Here is a 17,148-nt window from a genome sequence, read left to right as displayed (position 1 = left end):
CTTGCAGCTCCGGCTGAGGTTTGTATCTATTCGCGCCGTTTATTCTATGACACGCGCTTGTGGAAACTTCACCGCAAACTCGCTGCCTTTGCCCAGCTCGGACGTGATCAGCATATGCGCCTGATGGCGATGCAGAATATGTTTCACAATCGCCAGCCCCAACCCGGTGCCGCCGGTATTGCGCGAGCGGCCGCGATCAACGCGATAGAAACGCTCGGTCAGGCGCGGAATATGCTCGGGGGCAATGCCAATGCCGGTATCGCGACACGTAAAGCACACTGTATCGTCACGCTTTTCCCAGCCGATGGTGATCGTGCCGCCAGGTGGCGTGTAGCGGATGGCATTGGAGACCAGATTGCCCAATGCCGAATGCAGCTCGTCGTGATTGCCGATCAGGCGCGGCCGATCAAGGCGGCCTATTTCTACCGTGTGGCGGCCTTGCGAAAGCCCATTGGCTTCGGTGCGCAGCAATTGCATCAGTTGCGGAATATCGACTTCTTCTTCGCGTACCTGTGCGCCGCTTTCCAGCTTGGAGAGCGTCAGTAAATCTTCGACCAGCCGCTGCATGCGCTGCGTTTGCTCGTACATCAGCTGCAAATGCGTCTCGCGCGTTTTGGCATCCGATGAAGGCATGTCGATCATGGTTTCAATAAAACCGCCGACCACGGTTAGTGGTGTGCGCAGTTCGTGAGAGACATTGGCAACGAAATCGCGATGGACGGTCTGGACACGTTCAAGCTGGGTAATATCGCGGCTCAAGAGCAGCTTGCGCGTTGAATCAAACGGCACCACTTGCGCCGATAAAGTCTGCTCGCTCGGGCGGCTGATGCGGATGATCACCGGATGGCTGAAATCCTGTTCTTTTAGATAATCGCGCAGGCTGGGGTAGCGCAGCAGGTGCGTGATGGGCTGACCCATGTCCAGCTTGCGATTCAGGCTCAGGTGCTCGCAAGAGGCGGGGTTGCACCATTCGATACGATCATTGTCGTCCAGGATGACCACGCCATCGGGCAGCGCCTCGGCGGCGGATAAAAAGCGATCCAGCGTGCCAGCGAGGCGCTCTTTGGCTTTTTTCTGCTTGCGCACTTCGGCGTAAATCTGGTCAAACACTTCCTGCCACAGCATAAAGCTGCCGGGCACATTATCGACTTGCGGATTTTCCAGCCAGTGATGTAAACGGTGCAGATTGAAAATATGAAACAGGCAGGCCAGCGAAACGACGAGCAGCGCAAAGCCCAGCCCCCAGGCTGCGCCGCCGATTGCTCCGATGAATAGGGCGATCAGGGTGGTCAAAGAATAATAAATAATCGAACGAAGCCAGAGCATGTGCGGCCTTTAATGAAACACGCGGGTCAGTGCCGACCCTTCAGAGCGCTGCCGGGGCAGACGCGGGTGCTGACTTTAGTTGACCGACAAGCGATAGCCCGAGCCGCGCACCGTTTGAATCAAATGATCGTGACCGGTGCCTTCCAGTGAAGAGCGCAGGCGGCGAATATGCACGTCCACCGTTCTTTCTTCAACAAAGACATGATCACCCCACACCTGATCGAGCAGATGGGCGCGCGTGTGCACGCGTTCGGTGTGCGTCATGAAAAAATGCAGCAGACGGAATTCGGTTGGCCCCAGTTCCAGCGGCTGGCCATTGCCTGATACGCGGTGCGTCACCGGATCAAGGCGCAAGCCGTGGATTTCCACCGGATCATCGGTGGCTTGCGGTGCACGGCGGCGCAACACGGCCTTGATCCGCGCCTGCAATTCGCGCGGGCTAAATGGCTTGGTGATGTAATCGTCGGCGCCGGTTTCCAGACCGGCAATTTTATCTTGCTCGTCTGAGCGTGCGGTGAGCATGATCAGCGGAATGGCGCGCGTGCGCTCGTCCCCGCGCAATTTGCGGGCAAAATCGATGCCCGACATGCCTGGCAGCATCCAGTCGAGCAAAATCAGATCGGGCAGGGCATTGCGTACAATGCCTTGGGCACTTTCTACCGAATCGGCACGCATTACATGATGACCTGCTTGTGACAGGTTAAAGGCAATCAGTTCTTGAATTGCTGGTTCATCTTCGACCAGCAGGATATTGGCGGCCATGTAGTGCTCCTCGCGGAAAAAGTTCAATATTGTTGGTTGCGAGAATAAGGCTTTAGTGTGAACTTAATATTACAAGTCTGCAAATTGACGACTTATTTTTCAGAAAGTGAAAGCCGGACATGACAGAACTGCGACGCGCGTGCCCCGGTTCGCGAGTGGTGAGCAAACCTTAAGCACGGTATGATGATGGCTATTTTCCTTCTGGCAAATTGACGCTTATGGCTGGCCTTACCGCAGAAACCCCGCATCCCACCGCTGTGACCTTGCATCAGGCTTCGCGCCTGCTTGAAATCGCTTTCGCTGATGGCGCGAGCTACCAGTTGCCGTGCGAATATCTGCGCGTACTGAGCCCGTCCGCCGAGGTGCGTGGCCACGGCGTCGGCAATGAAGTGCTGCAGGTGGGCAAAATCAACGTCAATATCAAGGCCATCGAACCCGTTGGGCATTACGCACTCAAGCTGGTATTTGACGACGGCCATGATTCCGGCTTGTTCTCATGGCAATACCTCTATGAATTGGGTGCCAATTATCAAAGCTACTGGCAAAAATACCTGAACGAGCTGGCCGCTGCTGGCGCATCTCGTGAACCACTTTAAATAAAGGCAGAACGCAATGAGCGATTCAAAAACCCATTTCGGTTTTAGCACCGTCAATGAATCAGAAAAAGCGCAGAAAGTCGCCGAAGTGTTTCACTCGGTCGCGCAAAAATACGACGTTATGAATGACCTGATGTCGGCTGGCCTGCATCGCGCATGGAAATTTTTCACCATTGAAACCAGTGGCGCCAAAGCGGGCGACAAGATTCTGGATATTGCCGGTGGTACGGGTGATCTCTCGAAAGCTTTTGCCAAGAAAGTGGGCAAAACTGGCCAAGTGTGGCTGACTGATATTAATAGCTCGATGCTCGGCGTGGGTCGTGATCGTCTGCTCGATGCGGGATACCCCCTGCCGGTAGCGCAATGTGATGCAGAGCAGCTGCCGTTTCCAGACGGATACTTCGATATTGTTTCGGTGGCGTTTGGCCTGCGCAATATGACGCACAAGGATGCCGCGCTCAAAGAAATGCATCGCGTGCTCAACCCCGGTGGCCGCTTGCTGGTGCTGGAATTTTCAAAGGTGTGGGCGCCGCTTAAGCCGGCTTACGATCTGTATTCGTTCAAATTGCTGCCTTTTATGGGCAAGCTGGTTGCCAATGACGCCGAGTCTTACCAGTATCTGGCCGAATCAATCCGCATGCATCCCGATCAGGAAACGCTGAAACAAATGATGCTCGACGCCGGTTTTGGCCGCGCGGATTTCCACAATATGACCGGCGGCGTGTGTGCGCTGCATAAAGGAACCAAATTCTGATGGCCTTGGGTCAAGCGAGTCTGTCGGCTCTGCTCAATCATTTGCTGGGGCAGGCCCCGGCGGCACAGGCCGATTTGTCTCGCCTGGCTGGCCGCACTTTTGCGGTGAAGTTGCCGCTACTGGCCGCCAACGTCGTCGTCATGCCCAATGGTTTGCTGGCGCATTCGGAAGGCCTGCCTGAAGCAAGCCTGAGCCTGCCGCTGCAATTTTTTACGCTGCGTCTGACCGACCCGCAGGCTGCATCGCGCCAAGTCGTGCTGGCGGGCGATCCCGAGTTGGCCAGCAAAGCAGGAGCGGCACTGGGCGCTTTGTCGTGGGATGTGGCCGAAGACTTGTCGCGCTTGGTCGGCGATATTGCTGCGCACCGGATTGTGACGAGCAGCCAGCAACTGGCCAACGCACCTGTAACGATGGGCAGGCGTCTGACCGAAACGCTGGTGGAATACCTGCGCGACGAAGACCGGATGCTGCCACGCAAGGAAGTTGTGGCGGCCTTCTGTGATGAGGTGGATACCTTGCGCAATGATCTGGCGCGGCTGGACAAGCGTTTGGCTCGACTCGAGGCTGACTTGGGCCGCTTTGAAAGCGGCAAGTAATAAAGGCGAACATGTTCCGTTTTTTTAAAATTGCCTATGTCGTGGTGCATTTTGGTCTGGACGAGTTTTTGCTTGGCCACGAGCGTGTGCATGGCCTGCGCAAACTGATTTCGGCGCTGTTTTTCTGGCGCAAGCTTGATCAGCCGCGTGCGGTAAGGCTGCGTCTGGCGCTGGAGTCGCTCGGCCCGGTGTTTGTTAAATTTGGCCAGGTGCTCTCCACGCGCCGCGATTTGATGCCGCCCGACATCGCCGACGAGCTGGCGCAATTGCAAGACAATGTGCCGCCGTTTGATTCGCAAACGGCGATCAATCAAATCGAGAAAAGCCTGGGCAAATCCATCGCCGAGCTGTTTGCTCAGTTTGATCCGCAGCCGGTCGCCTCGGCTTCGGTCGCGCAGGTGCACCGCGCGAAGCTATTCGATGGCAAACATGTGGCGGTGAAAGTTTTGCGCCCCGGCATTTTGCCGGTCATTGAAAGCGATCTGGCGCTGATGCGCGTGCTAGCGGTCTGCGTGGAAAAGCTGTTTGCCGATGGCCCGCGCCTGAAACCACGCGAAGTGGTGGCTGAGTTTGATCGCCATCTGCACGATGAACTCGATTTAATGCATGAAGCGGCGAATGCCAGCCAGTTGCGTCGCAATTTTAAAGATTCAGACCAACTGATCGTCCCCGAGGTGTACTACGACTACTGCGCTCGCGAAGTGCTGGTGCTCGAATGGATGGACGGTATTCCGATCGGCAAAATCGACGATCTGAAAGCTGCTGGCATGGATCTGAAAAAACTCAGCCGTTTTGGGGTCGAGATTTTTTTCAGCCAGGTATTCCGGCATGGTTTTTTTCATGCCGATATGCATCCGGGCAATATTTTTGTGGCGCCGGACAATAAGTATATCGCGCTAGACTTTGGTATTGTTGGCTCGCTGAGCGATACAGATAAGCAGTATCTGGCGATTAACTTTCTGGCATTTTTTAATCGCGACTATCGCCGCGTTGCCACCGCACACATTGAATGCGGCTGGGTGCCCAAGGACACGCGCGTTGAAGAGCTGGAAGCGGCGGTGCGTACCGTGTGCGAGCCGTTCTTTAACAAGCCGCTGAGCCAGATTTCGTTTGGTTTTGTACTGCTGCGGCTGTTTGAAACGTCACGCCGTTTTAACGTCGAGATTCAACCGCAACTGGTGCTGCTGCAAAAAACGCTGCTGAACATCGAAGGGCTGGGTCGCCAGCTCGATCCCGATCTCGATTTATGGCAAACGGCCAAGCCTTTCCTTGAGCGCTGGATGAACGAGCAAATCGGCTGGCGCGGCCTGATTGCGACGCTGAAACACGAAGCGCCGCAGTGGGCGACGCTGTTGCCAACGCTACCGCGCAAGCTCAACGAAGTGCTCAATCAAAACCACACCGAGCTCTTGCTGGCTGGCTACCAAGGTCTGATGTGGGAGCAGAAAAAACGTAACTACCTGCTCGCCGTGATCGCCGTGCTGCTGGCGCTGTTGTTGGGCACATTCTGGCGTTGATTAGTGCCCGATCTGTTAATCCAAGCCACCGTTTTCGGTGGCTTTTTTTATGTGCAAATCCTCCAGTTTAGCGGCCAAAACATTGATGATGCAGGCTTTGGGCAGGGTCATGGTTTGGCCTGCTAGGAGGTGCCCGTTAGGATAAATTGTGCTTGCTATTCACTAGTCGATGATCTGTATTGAATGAATAAAAACGGAACGCTATTTCCAATAAGACCCAAGAAAAGCTGCCGAAAGTAAACCGGCTGCCTCTTCAATACAGGAGCTAGAGACATGCGAAAATGTATTTGCACCATGGCCGTGCTGGCGGTGTTTGCACCACAAGCATGGTCTGCACCATTGCCCCAGGTCGTTGAAAAATTACTGCAAACCAGCCCTGATATCCAGACCGATGTAGGGCAACGACGAGCGAGCAACGCTGCAGTCGATAAAGCCAAAAGCGGCTACTACCCCAAGGTTGAATTGTCTGCGGGCATCGGGCGGGAACACACGAATAATTTTTCTACCCGCGCGGCATTCGGTGGCGGGGTAAATTACACCCGCAAGGAAGCTCAGGCGCTGCTAACCCAGATGTTGTTCGATGGCATGGGGACTAAAAATGAAGTCAATCGTCAAAAAGCGCGACAACTGGGCGCAGCCCACCGCCTGGCCAATACTTCGGAAGACGTCGCTCTTAAAACCACAGAGGCCTATCTGGATGTGTTGCGCCAGCAAGAATTGCTAACGCTGACCAAAGCGAATCTGGACGCGCATCTCAGCACTGCAGATCAGGTCAAAATGCGTACGGCAGGCGGTTTTGGCCGCAAGTCGGACGACGAACAAATTGACGCCCGGGTGGCCCTAGCCAAAGCCAATGTGTCAGCAGCACAATCGAGCTTGAATGAGGCAAAAATTGCCTATATGCGTCTGGTGGGTGAGCAGCCTGCAGATTTGTTGCGTCCGGCCGTTCCTGAGGGCTTGCCCGTTGCGATGGACGAGGCTGCAAACTGGGCGGTTGCCAATAATCGCTTGCTGCAAGCCGCGCGTGCCGATGTCGCCGGAGCCCAGGCCCAGTATGGTTTGGCCGAATCGCAAATGTACCCGCGCGTGGATCTGGAAGCTGGCGCGATTTATACCGATTCGCTTGATGGCCTGCGGGTTGAAGAAACCGAGCGCTATTACGGGATGGTAAAAGTGCGCTATTTCTTTAAAAGCGGAGCCGACAAGGCGTATGTCGCCGAAACCAAAGAGCTGGTTTATTCTGCCGAAGAAATCGTTCGCCGTGTCGAACGGCAGGTTCGCCAGAATGCCTCTTTGTCCTGGAATGCGATGATGATTGCCGCAGAGCGGGTGCCGGTACTGACCAGCTACGCCAATTCAAGCAAGTCCGCGCGCGACGAATATAGCAAGCAGTTTTCCCTGGGACAGCGCTCGTTACTGGATTTGCTCGATAGTGAAAATGAATATTTCACCGCACAGCGAGACCTGGTTGGCGGGCAATATGATGAATTGCGAGCCCGTTTCCGGTTGCTGGCTGATGGCAATCAATTGCTCACCACATTCAATCTCAAACCTCTGGATGAAACCTTGGTCACCGAATAAGGCCACGGCTCATTGCCGATCTCGGGGTGGTGATTTCTGCCTCGAGATTCGGAGCATGGATGTGTAGTGCATCCTTGGTTCGACAACTTCCTGTCTCATGGCCTAGCAGTTTTGATGAACAATCAGGCCTATTCGCGTATAGGAATTCATTGTGACTTCCAATCCACCGCCGCCACCACACGAAGCTGCCATTCCGCATTCCGCCTTCGTCCCGGATGATCCACTCACTACCTGCCTGATTCAGCTAACACGATTTTTTCATCGCCCATTCTCAGCGCAAACGCTAACGAGTGGACTGCCTTTGGTGGGCAATCGCCTTAGTGCCGTACTTTTCCCCCGAGCTGCTGCACATGCCGGTTTGACCGCCAAACTGCAGCGACGCAGCCTGGATGATATCCCTGAGCTGTCTTTTCCTGTGGTGCTTTTACTGAAAGAGGGCGGAGCCTGTGTGGCGATCAGGCGTTCCGGTTTGCGCTGGACGATACTGGAGAGCAATTCGGCGGGCGGTGAGCTGGAACTTGAACAGGGCAAACTTGAACAGCTTTACTGTGGTTTTGTTATTTTTGTGAAACCCGAGTTTCAATTTGACGCCCGCACCCGTGACAATTACATCCCCAAAGCACAGCACTGGTTTTGGGGAGCCCTGCAGCTATGCTACCCGATGTATGGTCATGTGTTGCTGGCGGCCTGCCTGATCAATCTGTTTGCACTGGCTGTGCCGCTATTCACCATGAATGTCTATGACCGTGTGGTGCCCAATCAGATTTATGACACTCTCTGGGTACTCTCGATTGGCGTGGCCTTATTGCTGGCCTTTGATTTTCTGATCAAGGCTTTGCGCGCGTATTACATTGACTTGGCTGGTAAACGCATTGATGTCATGTTGTCGGCGCAGATTTTCGAGCATGTACTGGGGCTGAAAGTCGCTGCCCGTCCCCAGTCCGTGGGAGCCATGGTGAGCCACTTTCAGGAGTTTGAAGGGTTCAGGGATTTCATCACCTCGGCCACCGTGACGGTGATCGTTGATATTCCGTTTGTTGTGCTGTTTTTGCTGGTCACATACTGGCTGGGCGGCTGGCTGGTGCTGATCCCGATTATTTTTATTCCCTTGATTGTGATTATCAGCCTGATCCTGCAAAGGCCTTTAGGTGAATTGATTCAGCAAAGCTTTCGTGTATCAGCACAAAAGCAAGCGGGTTTGATTGAAACCTTGGGCGGTATTGACACGTTGAAGGCATGCACGGCCGAAAGCAATGCCCAGCATCGCTGGGAAAAAATCATCGGCGAGTTTGGTCGTCTGGCCGTGAAAACCCGTAGTTTGTCGTCCCTGATCGTGATTCAGGCCGGCTTTTTTCAGCAATTTGCGACCGTGGTCATGGTCGTGGGTGGGGTCTATCTGATTGGTCAGCGCGAATTAACGGTTGGTGGATTGATTGCCTGCAATTTATTGCTCAGTCGTACTTTAGGGCCCTTTGCTCAGGTGGCCAGCCTGATTAGCCGCTATCATCAGGCGCGCGCAGGCTTAAAGGGTATGGAGAGCATCATGGCCTTGCCGCTGGAGCGCGCGCAGGGGAAAGATTTTGTCCAGCGCCCCGATTTTCGCGGTGAGATCGAGTTTCGTGATGTCAGCTTTTCTTATCCTGGGCATGATGCGCTGGCTCTGGACAAAGTGTCATTCCGTATCGCGCCAGGTGAACGGGTGGCGATTATTGGGCGTATAGGCTCGGGTAAAAGCACGCTGGAAAAACTGATCCTGGGCTTTCAGGAGCCCACCTCGGGTGCGGTATGGATTGATGGCGTCGACATCCGGCAAATTGACCCGGCTCAGTTACGACACAATATTGGTTATGTGCCAGAGGATGTCTTTCTGTTTTATGGCTCGGTGCGTGAAAATATCGTGCTCTCGGCACCCTATATTGATGATGTTGCGATGCTGGATGCGGCCGAAATTGCCGGAGTCAGCGATTTTATCAATCGTCATCCCAAGGGGTTTGAAATGGTGATTGGCGAACGCGGAGAGGGGCTTTCCGGGGGGCAAAAACAAACTATCGGGATCGCCCGTGCCTTGCTGCTGAATCCGGCGATCTATCTGTTTGATGAAGTAAGCAGTGCGCTGGATAACCGCAGTGAAGAACAGTTCAAGCAGCGTTTTGCAAAGCGGCTTAATCGGAATCATACGCTGGTGCTGATTACCCACCGTATGTCGATGCTTAGCCTGGTCGATCGCTTGCTGGTGCTGGACAACGGCCGCCTGATTGCTGACGGCCCTAAGGATGAAGTGATCAATCTGCTCGCGGGGGGCAAACTCCATGCCGCGAAATAAAAACGCACTGAATAATGAAGATTTGAATTTCCTGGGGGATGGTGCTGCCGCTGTCTATGGCGGTTCCACCGTGCTATCGAATGGGATTTTGTATGCCAGTGCTGCCTTGATCCTGATTGCTATCGTGTGGGCGGCATTGGCGGAGATCGACGAAGTGACGGTGGCTGAAGGTAAAGTCGTTCCGTCAACTCAAGTCCAGGTGATTCAGAATCTGGAAGGCGGTATTGTGGCCCATATTCCGGTCAAGGTTGGGGAGGTGGTGCAAAAAGGCCAGGTGCTGATGAAGCTGGACGAAAAACGCTTTTCTTCCTCTCTTGGTGAAAGCACGGTCAAGTACGATGCGCTCGCTGCCAAAATGGCACGACTGACTGCTGAAGCCAATGGCGCGGAATTTAAGCCACCAGAAAAGCTGAATCAAAGTAATCCGGCCTTGATCGAGGCCGAGCGGCAATTATTCAACTCGCGCAAGCGTGAACTGGAATCATCAATCGCCATTTTGCAAAGTGAAGCGGCAAAACGTAGCCATGAAATATCAGGCATGCGCGCCAAGCTGAGCAAGCTGGAGTCGGGTTTGAAGCTGGCGCAAGAGGAATATGCGATGAGCAAGCCGCTGGCAGAAAAAAACGTGATATCCCAAATTGATTTCATGCATTTGCAACGCCAGATCAGCGATCTGAACGGTGAAATCAATGAAACACGTATCGCCATTCCTGGCTTGCAAAGCAGTCTGGCAGAAACGAATGGCAAAATAGCCGGTGTCTATGCCAAAGCCAAAGCGGATGCGGCTAATGAGCTGGCAGCAGTCAAAGCCGAGCTGGAATCAACCTCGGCGACAACAGTGGCCTTGAGTGACCGTTTCGAGCGAACCACCATCCGTGCCCCGGTAAACGGGATAGTCAAACTGATCAAGGTCAATACAGTGGGTGGGGTTTTGCAGCCGGGGATGGACGTGATGGAAATTGTTCCTCTGGAAGACAATTTACTGGTGGAAGCCAAAATCAGGCCTTCTGATATTGGCTTTTTACGCCCCAAACAAGAAGCCATGGTTAAACTGACCGCCTATGATTTCTCTATCTATGGCGGTCTGCTGGCCGACGTTGAAACCATTACTGCCGATTCGATTACGGATGAAGCAAAGAAAGAAAGCTACTATCTGGTCAGGGTGCGTACTCGCTCCAACCATCTGGGTAATACCCGGCAAGTGCTGCCGATTATCCCCGGTATGCTGTCAACCGTGCATATCCGTACCGGCAAGAAAACGGTGCTGCAATACCTGATCAAGCCGATTGTAAAAGCCAAAGACGAAGCGATGAGAGAGCGTTAGGGGTATTGCCCTCTAGCTCAATACTTGATTGATTTACGTGAAAATACCCAGCCATGTATGGCTGGGTATTTTTGTATGTGCTGCTTAGTGGCTGGTTTTAATTTCACCGTTCTCCAGCAAGGTGTTGAGCAAGCTGGAAGGGTCGGCAATGCCGCTTAAAGTGGCAACCTGCACCGCATCACCATGGCCTCCGGTATCACCATTGGCATCAAACATAACTTTGGTATTGCCCAAGCCATCGCTGACAAATTGCAGGAAGGCTCCTTCTGTTGCATCGAAGCTTGCTGCACTGATCCCCGCGCCGCTGAGCAGGTCAGTGATGTCAAGTACATCACCACCGGCTGCAATCGTATTCACGGCGAAATTCTGGATGGTATCAATGCCGTTTGCTGTGGGTGTACTAGCAAAGACAAAGGTGTCAGAGCCTGCTCCGCCGTTGAGAATATCGTCTCCTGCTCCACCATTCAGAATGTCGTTGCCAGCGTTGGCAAAGATACTGTCGTTTCCGGCTCCAGCCGAAATTTGGTCATCGCCACTGCCAAAGGTCAGGGTGTCATTGCCTGAGGTGCCAGACATCAAGTTGACCGTGAAGTTAGCCACTGCGCTGTCGTTATCTGCATCAATCCCCTTGAGGCTGAAATTGAGCAAATTATCATCCGGGTCAATGGTTTCGGTATAACCCACGGTAATTCCGATGACTTTCAAAGTGACATTATTGGAGATCGGAATTAACTCGACGTAATCGACAATTTTACTGCTATCGATATCAAAGACCAGTTTACCGGTGTTGTCATAAGTGATTTGCAGCGTTGACGATGATGCATCTGCATACGTGACTTTCAGGTCAACTTTATCGCCGGTACTGAGGCTACCGGTGGATGACACGTTAATTGTCAGGGCATCGAGTGTGACGTTTTCAAATCCACTATTACGCACAACGTCAAGTTTGATGCGTTCATTTTGCGACTCTTGAATGCTATTACCATTTACCCCGATATCGGTAGCCGATTTATTGAGTAAAGTGCTGCCACCATAACTTGCACCATCGTTTTCCGAGCCAGTGAGAACCAGTTTGAATGCACCGCCAAAATTGCTGTCGGCAACAACGGCCGCTTCGGTTGAGCCATTGCCATCCAGGTCTGTCGGTGTCAGAGCACTAAATAGGTTCGGTGTTGTAATGATTTGTGTTGGTGCCGGGTTGATCAGATTGAAGTTATAAGTACCATCGCTATTGATGGTGACTTCAAAGAAGGTTTTTGTCACAAGACCATCCACATAGGTGGCGGCGTAAGTTGTGCCTGTTTTCAGGGCAAAGGTGTAACCGTCATCAGCAGGGTGATTCCATTGCAGGGCACCATTAGCAAACGCCTGGCTAAAGGTCAGCGTATCTGCGCCAGATTCCCAATCGTAGCTGCCGGTCGTCGTGCCAACTTGTCGAGTGACTTCAATGCTGTTGACGCTGAGGACGGGCAGGTCATCAACGATGGTGACGTCGAGACTTGCCTCTTCGTGATCACCGTCACGGTCAAAGACGGTCACCATAAAGCTGTCAGTGACGTGATCCGCAGTATCAACCACGCTATGGCTGGTGGTGTTGTGATCTAGCGTGTAGCTGTAGCTCACGGTAGTGCCATCAAAACTGAGAATGTTGAGTGTCCCGATGGTTGAGTTCACGGAGTTGCTGGTCAGCGTGCCATCTGCGTTGATGAGCTGTACAGCGCCGACTTTCAAGCCCCCAAAGCCATCTGGGGTGCTGAGGGTAAATGTGCCGGTTTGAGTCAGTGCCGTATTGTCGGGCGCACTGCCATCGCTCAGGTTGCGCTCATACACGATTTCTTCGTTGCCTTGGCCATCCAGTCCGGTGATGGTTACACCATCATTGGTACCAAAAATGGTAATGACCAGATTGGCCGTATCAGTCAGATCGCCATCGCTCACGGTGTAGCTGAAGGTGTCAGTGAGGGTGTCGCCATCACCCAGAGCATTGACTGCCGCATTATTCGCATTAAGGGTGTAGGTGTAGGAACCATTGCTGGCGAGCACCAGCGTGCCATACAGCCCCGAGTATGTATCTGGATTGCTGACAGTAAGTGTATCGCCATCGACATCGGTATCGGCTTTGTCGCTAAAGCTGAGCGAGCTGGAAGGATCGTCCGGGTGGTCGGTGTTGAAGAGCACATTGCCGGAGGTGGTTGGATTACTCCCCTCGGTCACATCTTTAACCCAGTTGGTGTCATCAGAGCCCACGGGCTGGGCATTGGCCACGGGGGCATCATTGGTACCAAAAATGGTAATGACCAGATTGGCCGTATCAGTCAGATCGCCATCGCTCACGGTGTAGCTGAAGGTGTCGGTGAGGGTGTCGCCATCACCCAGAGCATTGACTGCCGCATTATCCGCATTAAGGGTATAGGTGTAGGAACCATCACTGGCGAGCACCAGCGTGCCATACAGCCCCGAGTATGTATCTGGATTGCTGACAGTAAGTGTATCGCCATCGACATCGGTATCGGCTTTGTCGCTAAAGCTGAGCGAGCTGGAAGGATCGTCCGGGTGGTCGGTGTTGAAGAGCACATTGCCGGAGGTGGTTGGATTACTCCCCTCGGTCACATCTTTGACCCAGTTGGTGTCATCAGAGCCCACGGGCTGGGCATTGGCTATCGGTGCATCATTGGTACCAAAAATGGTAATGACCAGATTGGCCGTATCAGTCAGATCGCCATCGCTCACGGTGTAGCTAAAGGTGTCAGTGAGGGTGTCGCCATCACCCAGAGCATTGACTGTCGCATTATTCGCATTAAGGGTATAGGTGTAGGAACCATTGCTGGCGAGCACCAGCGTGCCATACAGCCCCGAGTATGTATCTGGATTGCTGACAGTAAGTGTATCGCCATCGACATCGGTATCGGCTTTGTCGCTAAAGCTGAGCGAGCTGGAAGGATCGTCCGGGTGGTCGGTGTTGAAGAGCACATTGCCGGAGGTGGTTGGATTACTCCCCTCGGTCACATCTTTGACCCAGTTGGTGTCATCAGAGCCCACGGGCTGGGCATTGGCCACGGGTGCATCATTGGTACCAAAAATGGTAATGACCAGATTGGCCGTATCAGTCAGATCGCCATCGCTCACGGTGTAGCTAAAGGTGTCAGTGAGGGTGTCGCCATCACCCAGAGCATTGACTGCCGCATTATTCGCATTAAGGGTATAGGTGTAGGAACCATCACTGGCGAGCACCAGCGTGCCATACAGCCCCGAGTATGTATCTGGATTGCTGACAGTAAGTGTATCGCCATCGACATCGGTATCGGCTTTGTCGCTAAAGCTGAGCGAGCTGGAAGGATCGTCCGGGTGGTCGGTGTTGAAGAGCACATTGCCGGAGGTGGTTGGATTGCTTCCCTCGGTCACATCTTTGACCCAGTTGGTGTCATCAGAGCCCACGGGCTGGGCATTGGCCACGGGGGCATCATTGGTACCAAAAATGGTAATGACCAGATTGGCCGTATCGGTGAGGCTGCCATCACTGACGGTATAAGTGAAGGTTTCTGAAGTGCTTTGCCCTTCCGTGAGCGCATTCACTACGCTGTTATTGGCATCAAGGGTATAGGTATACGAACCATCACTGGCAAGGACCAGCGTGCCATACGTCCCCACAAAGGTGCCAGCGTTGCTGACGGTGAGAGTATCGCCGTCGACATCGGTGTCTGCTTGATCATTGAAGTTGCCAGATGGTGCACCTGCTGTATGGTTGATATTTTGCAGTACATTCCCGCTGGCACTGGGAGCACTTTCTTCTTGGTTAAATTCCACGACATCTTTCACCCAATTCGTGTCGTCTATGCCCTGGGGTTGGGCGTTGACGATGACAGGGGGCTCGGTGGTACCAAAGATGGTAATAACTAGGTTGGCTGTATCAGTCAGATTGCCATCGCTAACGGTATAGCTGAAGGTATCGGCCAACGTTTGACCGTCATCTAGTGCATTGACTGCCGTGTTATTGGCATCAAGGGTATAGGTGTAGGAGCCATTGCTGCCAATAACCAGCGTGCCATACGTTCCCGCAAAGGTGCCAGCGCTGCTGACAGTGAGAGTATCGCCATCGACATCGGTGTCAGCCTTGTCGCTAAAGGCTCCGGATGGTGCGCCAGCTGTATGGTCAATGTTGAGTAGGACATTCCCTGCTGTTGTTGGGTTACTGTCGCTAGTGACGTCTTGAATCCAGTTGGTATCGTCGATACTTGCTGTCGTACCGTTGGCAATCGGTGCATCGTTAGTGCCGAAAACCGTAATAACCAGATTGGCTGTATCCGCGAGGTCGCCGTCGCTGACCGTGTAGTTGAAGGTGTCAGTGAGGGTTTCGCCATCATCAAGTGCATTGACTGCCGTGTTATTGGCATCAAGGGTATAGGTGTAGGAGCCATTGCTGGCAATAACCAGCGTGCCATACGTTCCCGCAAAGGTGCCAGCGCTGCTGACAGTGAGAGTATCGCCATCGACATCGGTGTCAGCCTTGTCGCTAAAGGCACCGGATGGTGCGCCAGCTGTATGGTCAATGTTGAGTAGTACATTTCCAGTAGTCGTTGGATCACTGCCGCTGGTGACGTCTAAGACCCAGTTGGTATCGTTGATGCTTTCAGTCGTGCCGTTGGTAACCGGTGCATCGTTGGTGCCAAAAACAGTAATCACCAAATTGGCCGAATCAGTGAGATCGCCGTCGCTGACCGTATAGCTGAAGGTATCAGTGAGAGTGTCGCCATCATCAAGTTCATTGACCGCCGCGTTATTGGTATTGAGGGTATAAGTGTATGAACCATCACTGGCAATGACCAGCGTGCCATACGCCCCCACAAAGGTGCCAGGGTTGCTTACACTGAGTGTATTGCCATCGACATCGGTATCTGCTGCGTCGCTAAAGCTACCGGATGGTGCACCAGCGGTATGGTCGATACTGAGCAATACATTACCGCTGGTCGTTGGGTCGCTGCCGACGGTGACATCTTTCGTCCAGTTGCTGTCATTCTGGCTGATTGGTTGATCGTTGACTGGTGTGACCGTGATATTCACTGTTGCAGTGTCAAAACCGCCTTTCCCATCGCTAACTGTGTAATTAAAACTGGCAGGCCCATTGTAATCTTTGTCGGGCGTAAAGATCATTTGTCCATCGACGATTGCTACCGTGCCATTGATAGCGTTTTGTACGCTGCTGATTGTAAGCTGATCTCCATCGATATCGGTATCATTTGCTAACAAGGTAGCTGGATCAATATTAAGGACGGAGTCTTCTTCTGTGGTCAGGGCATCGTTGGCCGCATTGGCGCTGTTATCATCTTCAGCATCAGGCAGGTCGTTGACTGGTGTCACATTGATATTGACTGTGGCGGTATCTGTTTCTCCGCGGCCATCACTCACCGTGTATGTAAAGCTTGCACTGCCATTGTAATTTTCATTAGGTACAAATTCGATTTGTCCATTAATCAAGCTCACTGTGCCGTTGGTGGCATCTTGTACACTGATAATGGTCAGTGTGTCTCCGTTGGGATCAACGTCATTCGATAGCAAAATACTAGGAGCGATAATCAGTAGCTGGTCTTCTGGCGTTGTCAATGCATCATTGTCAGCGTCACTGCTATTATCGTCCGTAGCATCTGGAGGAAGGTTGTTAGGTAAATCCTCTAGCGTCAGGTTGGGGTCTATTGAAATGCCTGCTGTTGGCACTCCGGTTGGAATGTCAACGCGAGAGAATGGCGTCTCAAGTACCACAAAACTATGTCCGCCATCCTCCCCACCGCCTGCACCGGCTGCGGTGGCGTCTGCGATTTGGGTTGGATCAGCGCCTTGAGCGATCAGTTCCTGGATACGTGCTGCATCATCCGCTGCGTTATTGGCAGGCTGTAACAGCTCTGCTAGCACTTGTTCTGTGATGCTCAATGAGTCTGAGCGCCCCAGGCTCATTTGTGCGCCATTATCGAAGGTAATTGATATCGCACCGTTGGCACCGGTTTGGATGGTGTCGCCTACTTGTACCTTGTCTCCCACCTGCAAAATCCGGGTTTCTCCGCTGGCGGTTAGGATTTTGACTTCTCCAATGACCTGAGCGACGGTGCCTTTGTTGGCAATACTTTTACTTGTATCGCTACTGATTTGGTTTACGGTTGCCATGATGATGTGCTCCTCATTTGTCGTCTGCAGCAATCATTGGGGTGGTCTTTGCAATGGGCGGTGACTAAGCTCAATGCACAGTGATGGCAAATGCCACCACGCCAATACGGGCTGGATGTTTCATTGTATGAATTGGTCATAAAATGAAAATCAGCCTGATGGTCTAAATGAAAACCCTAGGGTCAATGGTTTGCACGTGATGGTGCAGACGGTGTG

10 protein-coding genes are annotated in these 17,148 nt (G+C 52.9%); 7 read left to right on the top strand and 3 right to left on the bottom strand.

Annotation, left to right across the window (positions count from 1 at the left end; genetic code table 11):
* Nucleotides 1-39 precede the first annotated feature (39 nt).
* Both phoR and phoB read right to left on the bottom strand, forming a co-directional pair.
* On the bottom strand, nucleotides 40-1,326 hold the full coding sequence (phoR, locus tag FLS37_RS02140; RefSeq protein WP_157314278.1) for a phosphate regulon sensor histidine kinase PhoR: 1,287 nt from the start codon (nucleotides 1,324-1,326) through the stop codon (nucleotides 40-42).
* A 75-nt stretch (nucleotides 1,327-1,401) separates the two neighbouring features.
* Complete coding sequence (gene phoB / locus FLS37_RS02135) at nucleotides 1,402-2,088, bottom strand: phosphate regulon transcriptional regulator PhoB (RefSeq protein WP_157314277.1); 687 nt, start codon at nucleotides 2,086-2,088, stop codon at nucleotides 1,402-1,404.
* A 218-nt stretch (nucleotides 2,089-2,306) separates the two neighbouring features.
* On the opposite strand from phoB, the gene FLS37_RS02130 reads away from it, so the two are divergent.
* The 7 genes from FLS37_RS02130 (at nucleotide 2,307) to FLS37_RS02100 (ending at nucleotide 10,779) form a co-directional block, all read left to right on the top strand.
* On the top strand, nucleotides 2,307-2,684 hold the full coding sequence (locus FLS37_RS02130; RefSeq protein WP_157314276.1) for a gamma-butyrobetaine hydroxylase-like domain-containing protein: 378 nt from the start codon (nucleotides 2,307-2,309) through the stop codon (nucleotides 2,682-2,684).
* Nucleotides 2,685-2,700: 16 nt separating this feature from the next.
* The gene (gene ubiE / locus FLS37_RS02125; RefSeq protein WP_157314275.1) at nucleotides 2,701-3,438 is read left to right on the top strand and encodes a bifunctional demethylmenaquinone methyltransferase/2-methoxy-6-polyprenyl-1,4-benzoquinol methylase UbiE; all 738 of its coding nucleotides are present in this window, start codon (nucleotides 2,701-2,703) and stop codon (nucleotides 3,436-3,438) included.
* A complete protein-coding gene (locus tag FLS37_RS02120; RefSeq protein ID WP_157314274.1) occupies nucleotides 3,438-4,034 on the top strand; it encodes an SCP2 domain-containing protein in 597 nt (198 codons plus the stop codon). The genes ubiE and FLS37_RS02120 overlap by 1 nt, the downstream gene beginning before the upstream one ends.
* 11 nt (nucleotides 4,035-4,045) lie before the next feature.
* Complete coding sequence (gene ubiB, locus FLS37_RS02115) at nucleotides 4,046-5,551, top strand: ubiquinone biosynthesis regulatory protein kinase UbiB (protein WP_157314273.1); 1,506 nt, start codon at nucleotides 4,046-4,048, stop codon at nucleotides 5,549-5,551.
* 273 nt (nucleotides 5,552-5,824) lie between these two features.
* Nucleotides 5,825-7,132, top strand: coding sequence for a TolC family outer membrane protein (locus tag FLS37_RS02110; RefSeq protein ID WP_157314272.1), 1,308 nt, complete (start codon nucleotides 5,825-5,827; stop codon nucleotides 7,130-7,132).
* Nucleotides 7,133-7,283: 151 nt separating this feature from the next.
* The gene (locus FLS37_RS02105; protein ID WP_198314453.1) at nucleotides 7,284-9,455 is read left to right on the top strand and encodes a type I secretion system permease/ATPase; all 2,172 of its coding nucleotides are present in this window, start codon (nucleotides 7,284-7,286) and stop codon (nucleotides 9,453-9,455) included.
* The gene (locus FLS37_RS02100; RefSeq protein ID WP_157314271.1) at nucleotides 9,442-10,779 is read left to right on the top strand and encodes an HlyD family type I secretion periplasmic adaptor subunit; all 1,338 of its coding nucleotides are present in this window, start codon (nucleotides 9,442-9,444) and stop codon (nucleotides 10,777-10,779) included. Before FLS37_RS02105 ends, FLS37_RS02100 begins: the two co-directional genes overlap by 14 nt.
* An 84-nt stretch (nucleotides 10,780-10,863) precedes the next feature.
* Here FLS37_RS02100 and FLS37_RS02095 read toward each other — a convergent pair whose 3' ends face one another.
* Nucleotides 10,864-16,932 (bottom strand): retention module-containing protein, encoded by a 6,069-nt coding sequence (locus FLS37_RS02095; protein ID WP_157314270.1) that lies wholly within the window; start codon nucleotides 16,930-16,932, stop codon nucleotides 10,864-10,866.
* Nucleotides 16,933-17,148 lie beyond the last annotated feature (216 nt).

The organism is Chitinibacter sp. GC72, from assembly GCF_009760905.1.
Classification (GTDB): Bacteria; Pseudomonadota; Gammaproteobacteria; order Burkholderiales; family Chitinibacteraceae; genus Chitinibacter.
The sequence above is the reverse complement of the archived record's forward strand: the minus strand, read 5'-3'. Positions and strand labels throughout refer to the sequence as shown.

Coding starts and splice junctions, on each gene's coding strand:
- phoR (WP_157314278.1), bottom strand. CDS start 1,326: ATGCTCTGGCTTCGTTCGATTATTTATTATTCTTTGACCACCCTGATC.
- ubiE (WP_157314275.1), top strand. CDS start 2,701: ATGAGCGATTCAAAAACCCATTTCGGTTTTAGCACCGTCAATGAATCA.
- FLS37_RS02095 (WP_157314270.1), bottom strand. CDS start 16,932: ATGGCAACCGTAAACCAAATCAGTAGCGATACAAGTAAAAGTATTGCC.
- FLS37_RS02130 (WP_157314276.1), top strand. CDS start 2,307: ATGGCTGGCCTTACCGCAGAAACCCCGCATCCCACCGCTGTGACCTTG.
- FLS37_RS02120 (WP_157314274.1), top strand. CDS start 3,438: ATGGCCTTGGGTCAAGCGAGTCTGTCGGCTCTGCTCAATCATTTGCTG.
- phoB (WP_157314277.1), bottom strand. CDS start 2,088: ATGGCCGCCAATATCCTGCTGGTCGAAGATGAACCAGCAATTCAAGAA.
- FLS37_RS02110 (WP_157314272.1), top strand. CDS start 5,825: ATGCGAAAATGTATTTGCACCATGGCCGTGCTGGCGGTGTTTGCACCA.
- FLS37_RS02100 (WP_157314271.1), top strand. CDS start 9,442: ATGCCGCGAAATAAAAACGCACTGAATAATGAAGATTTGAATTTCCTG.
- ubiB (WP_157314273.1), top strand. CDS start 4,046: ATGTTCCGTTTTTTTAAAATTGCCTATGTCGTGGTGCATTTTGGTCTG.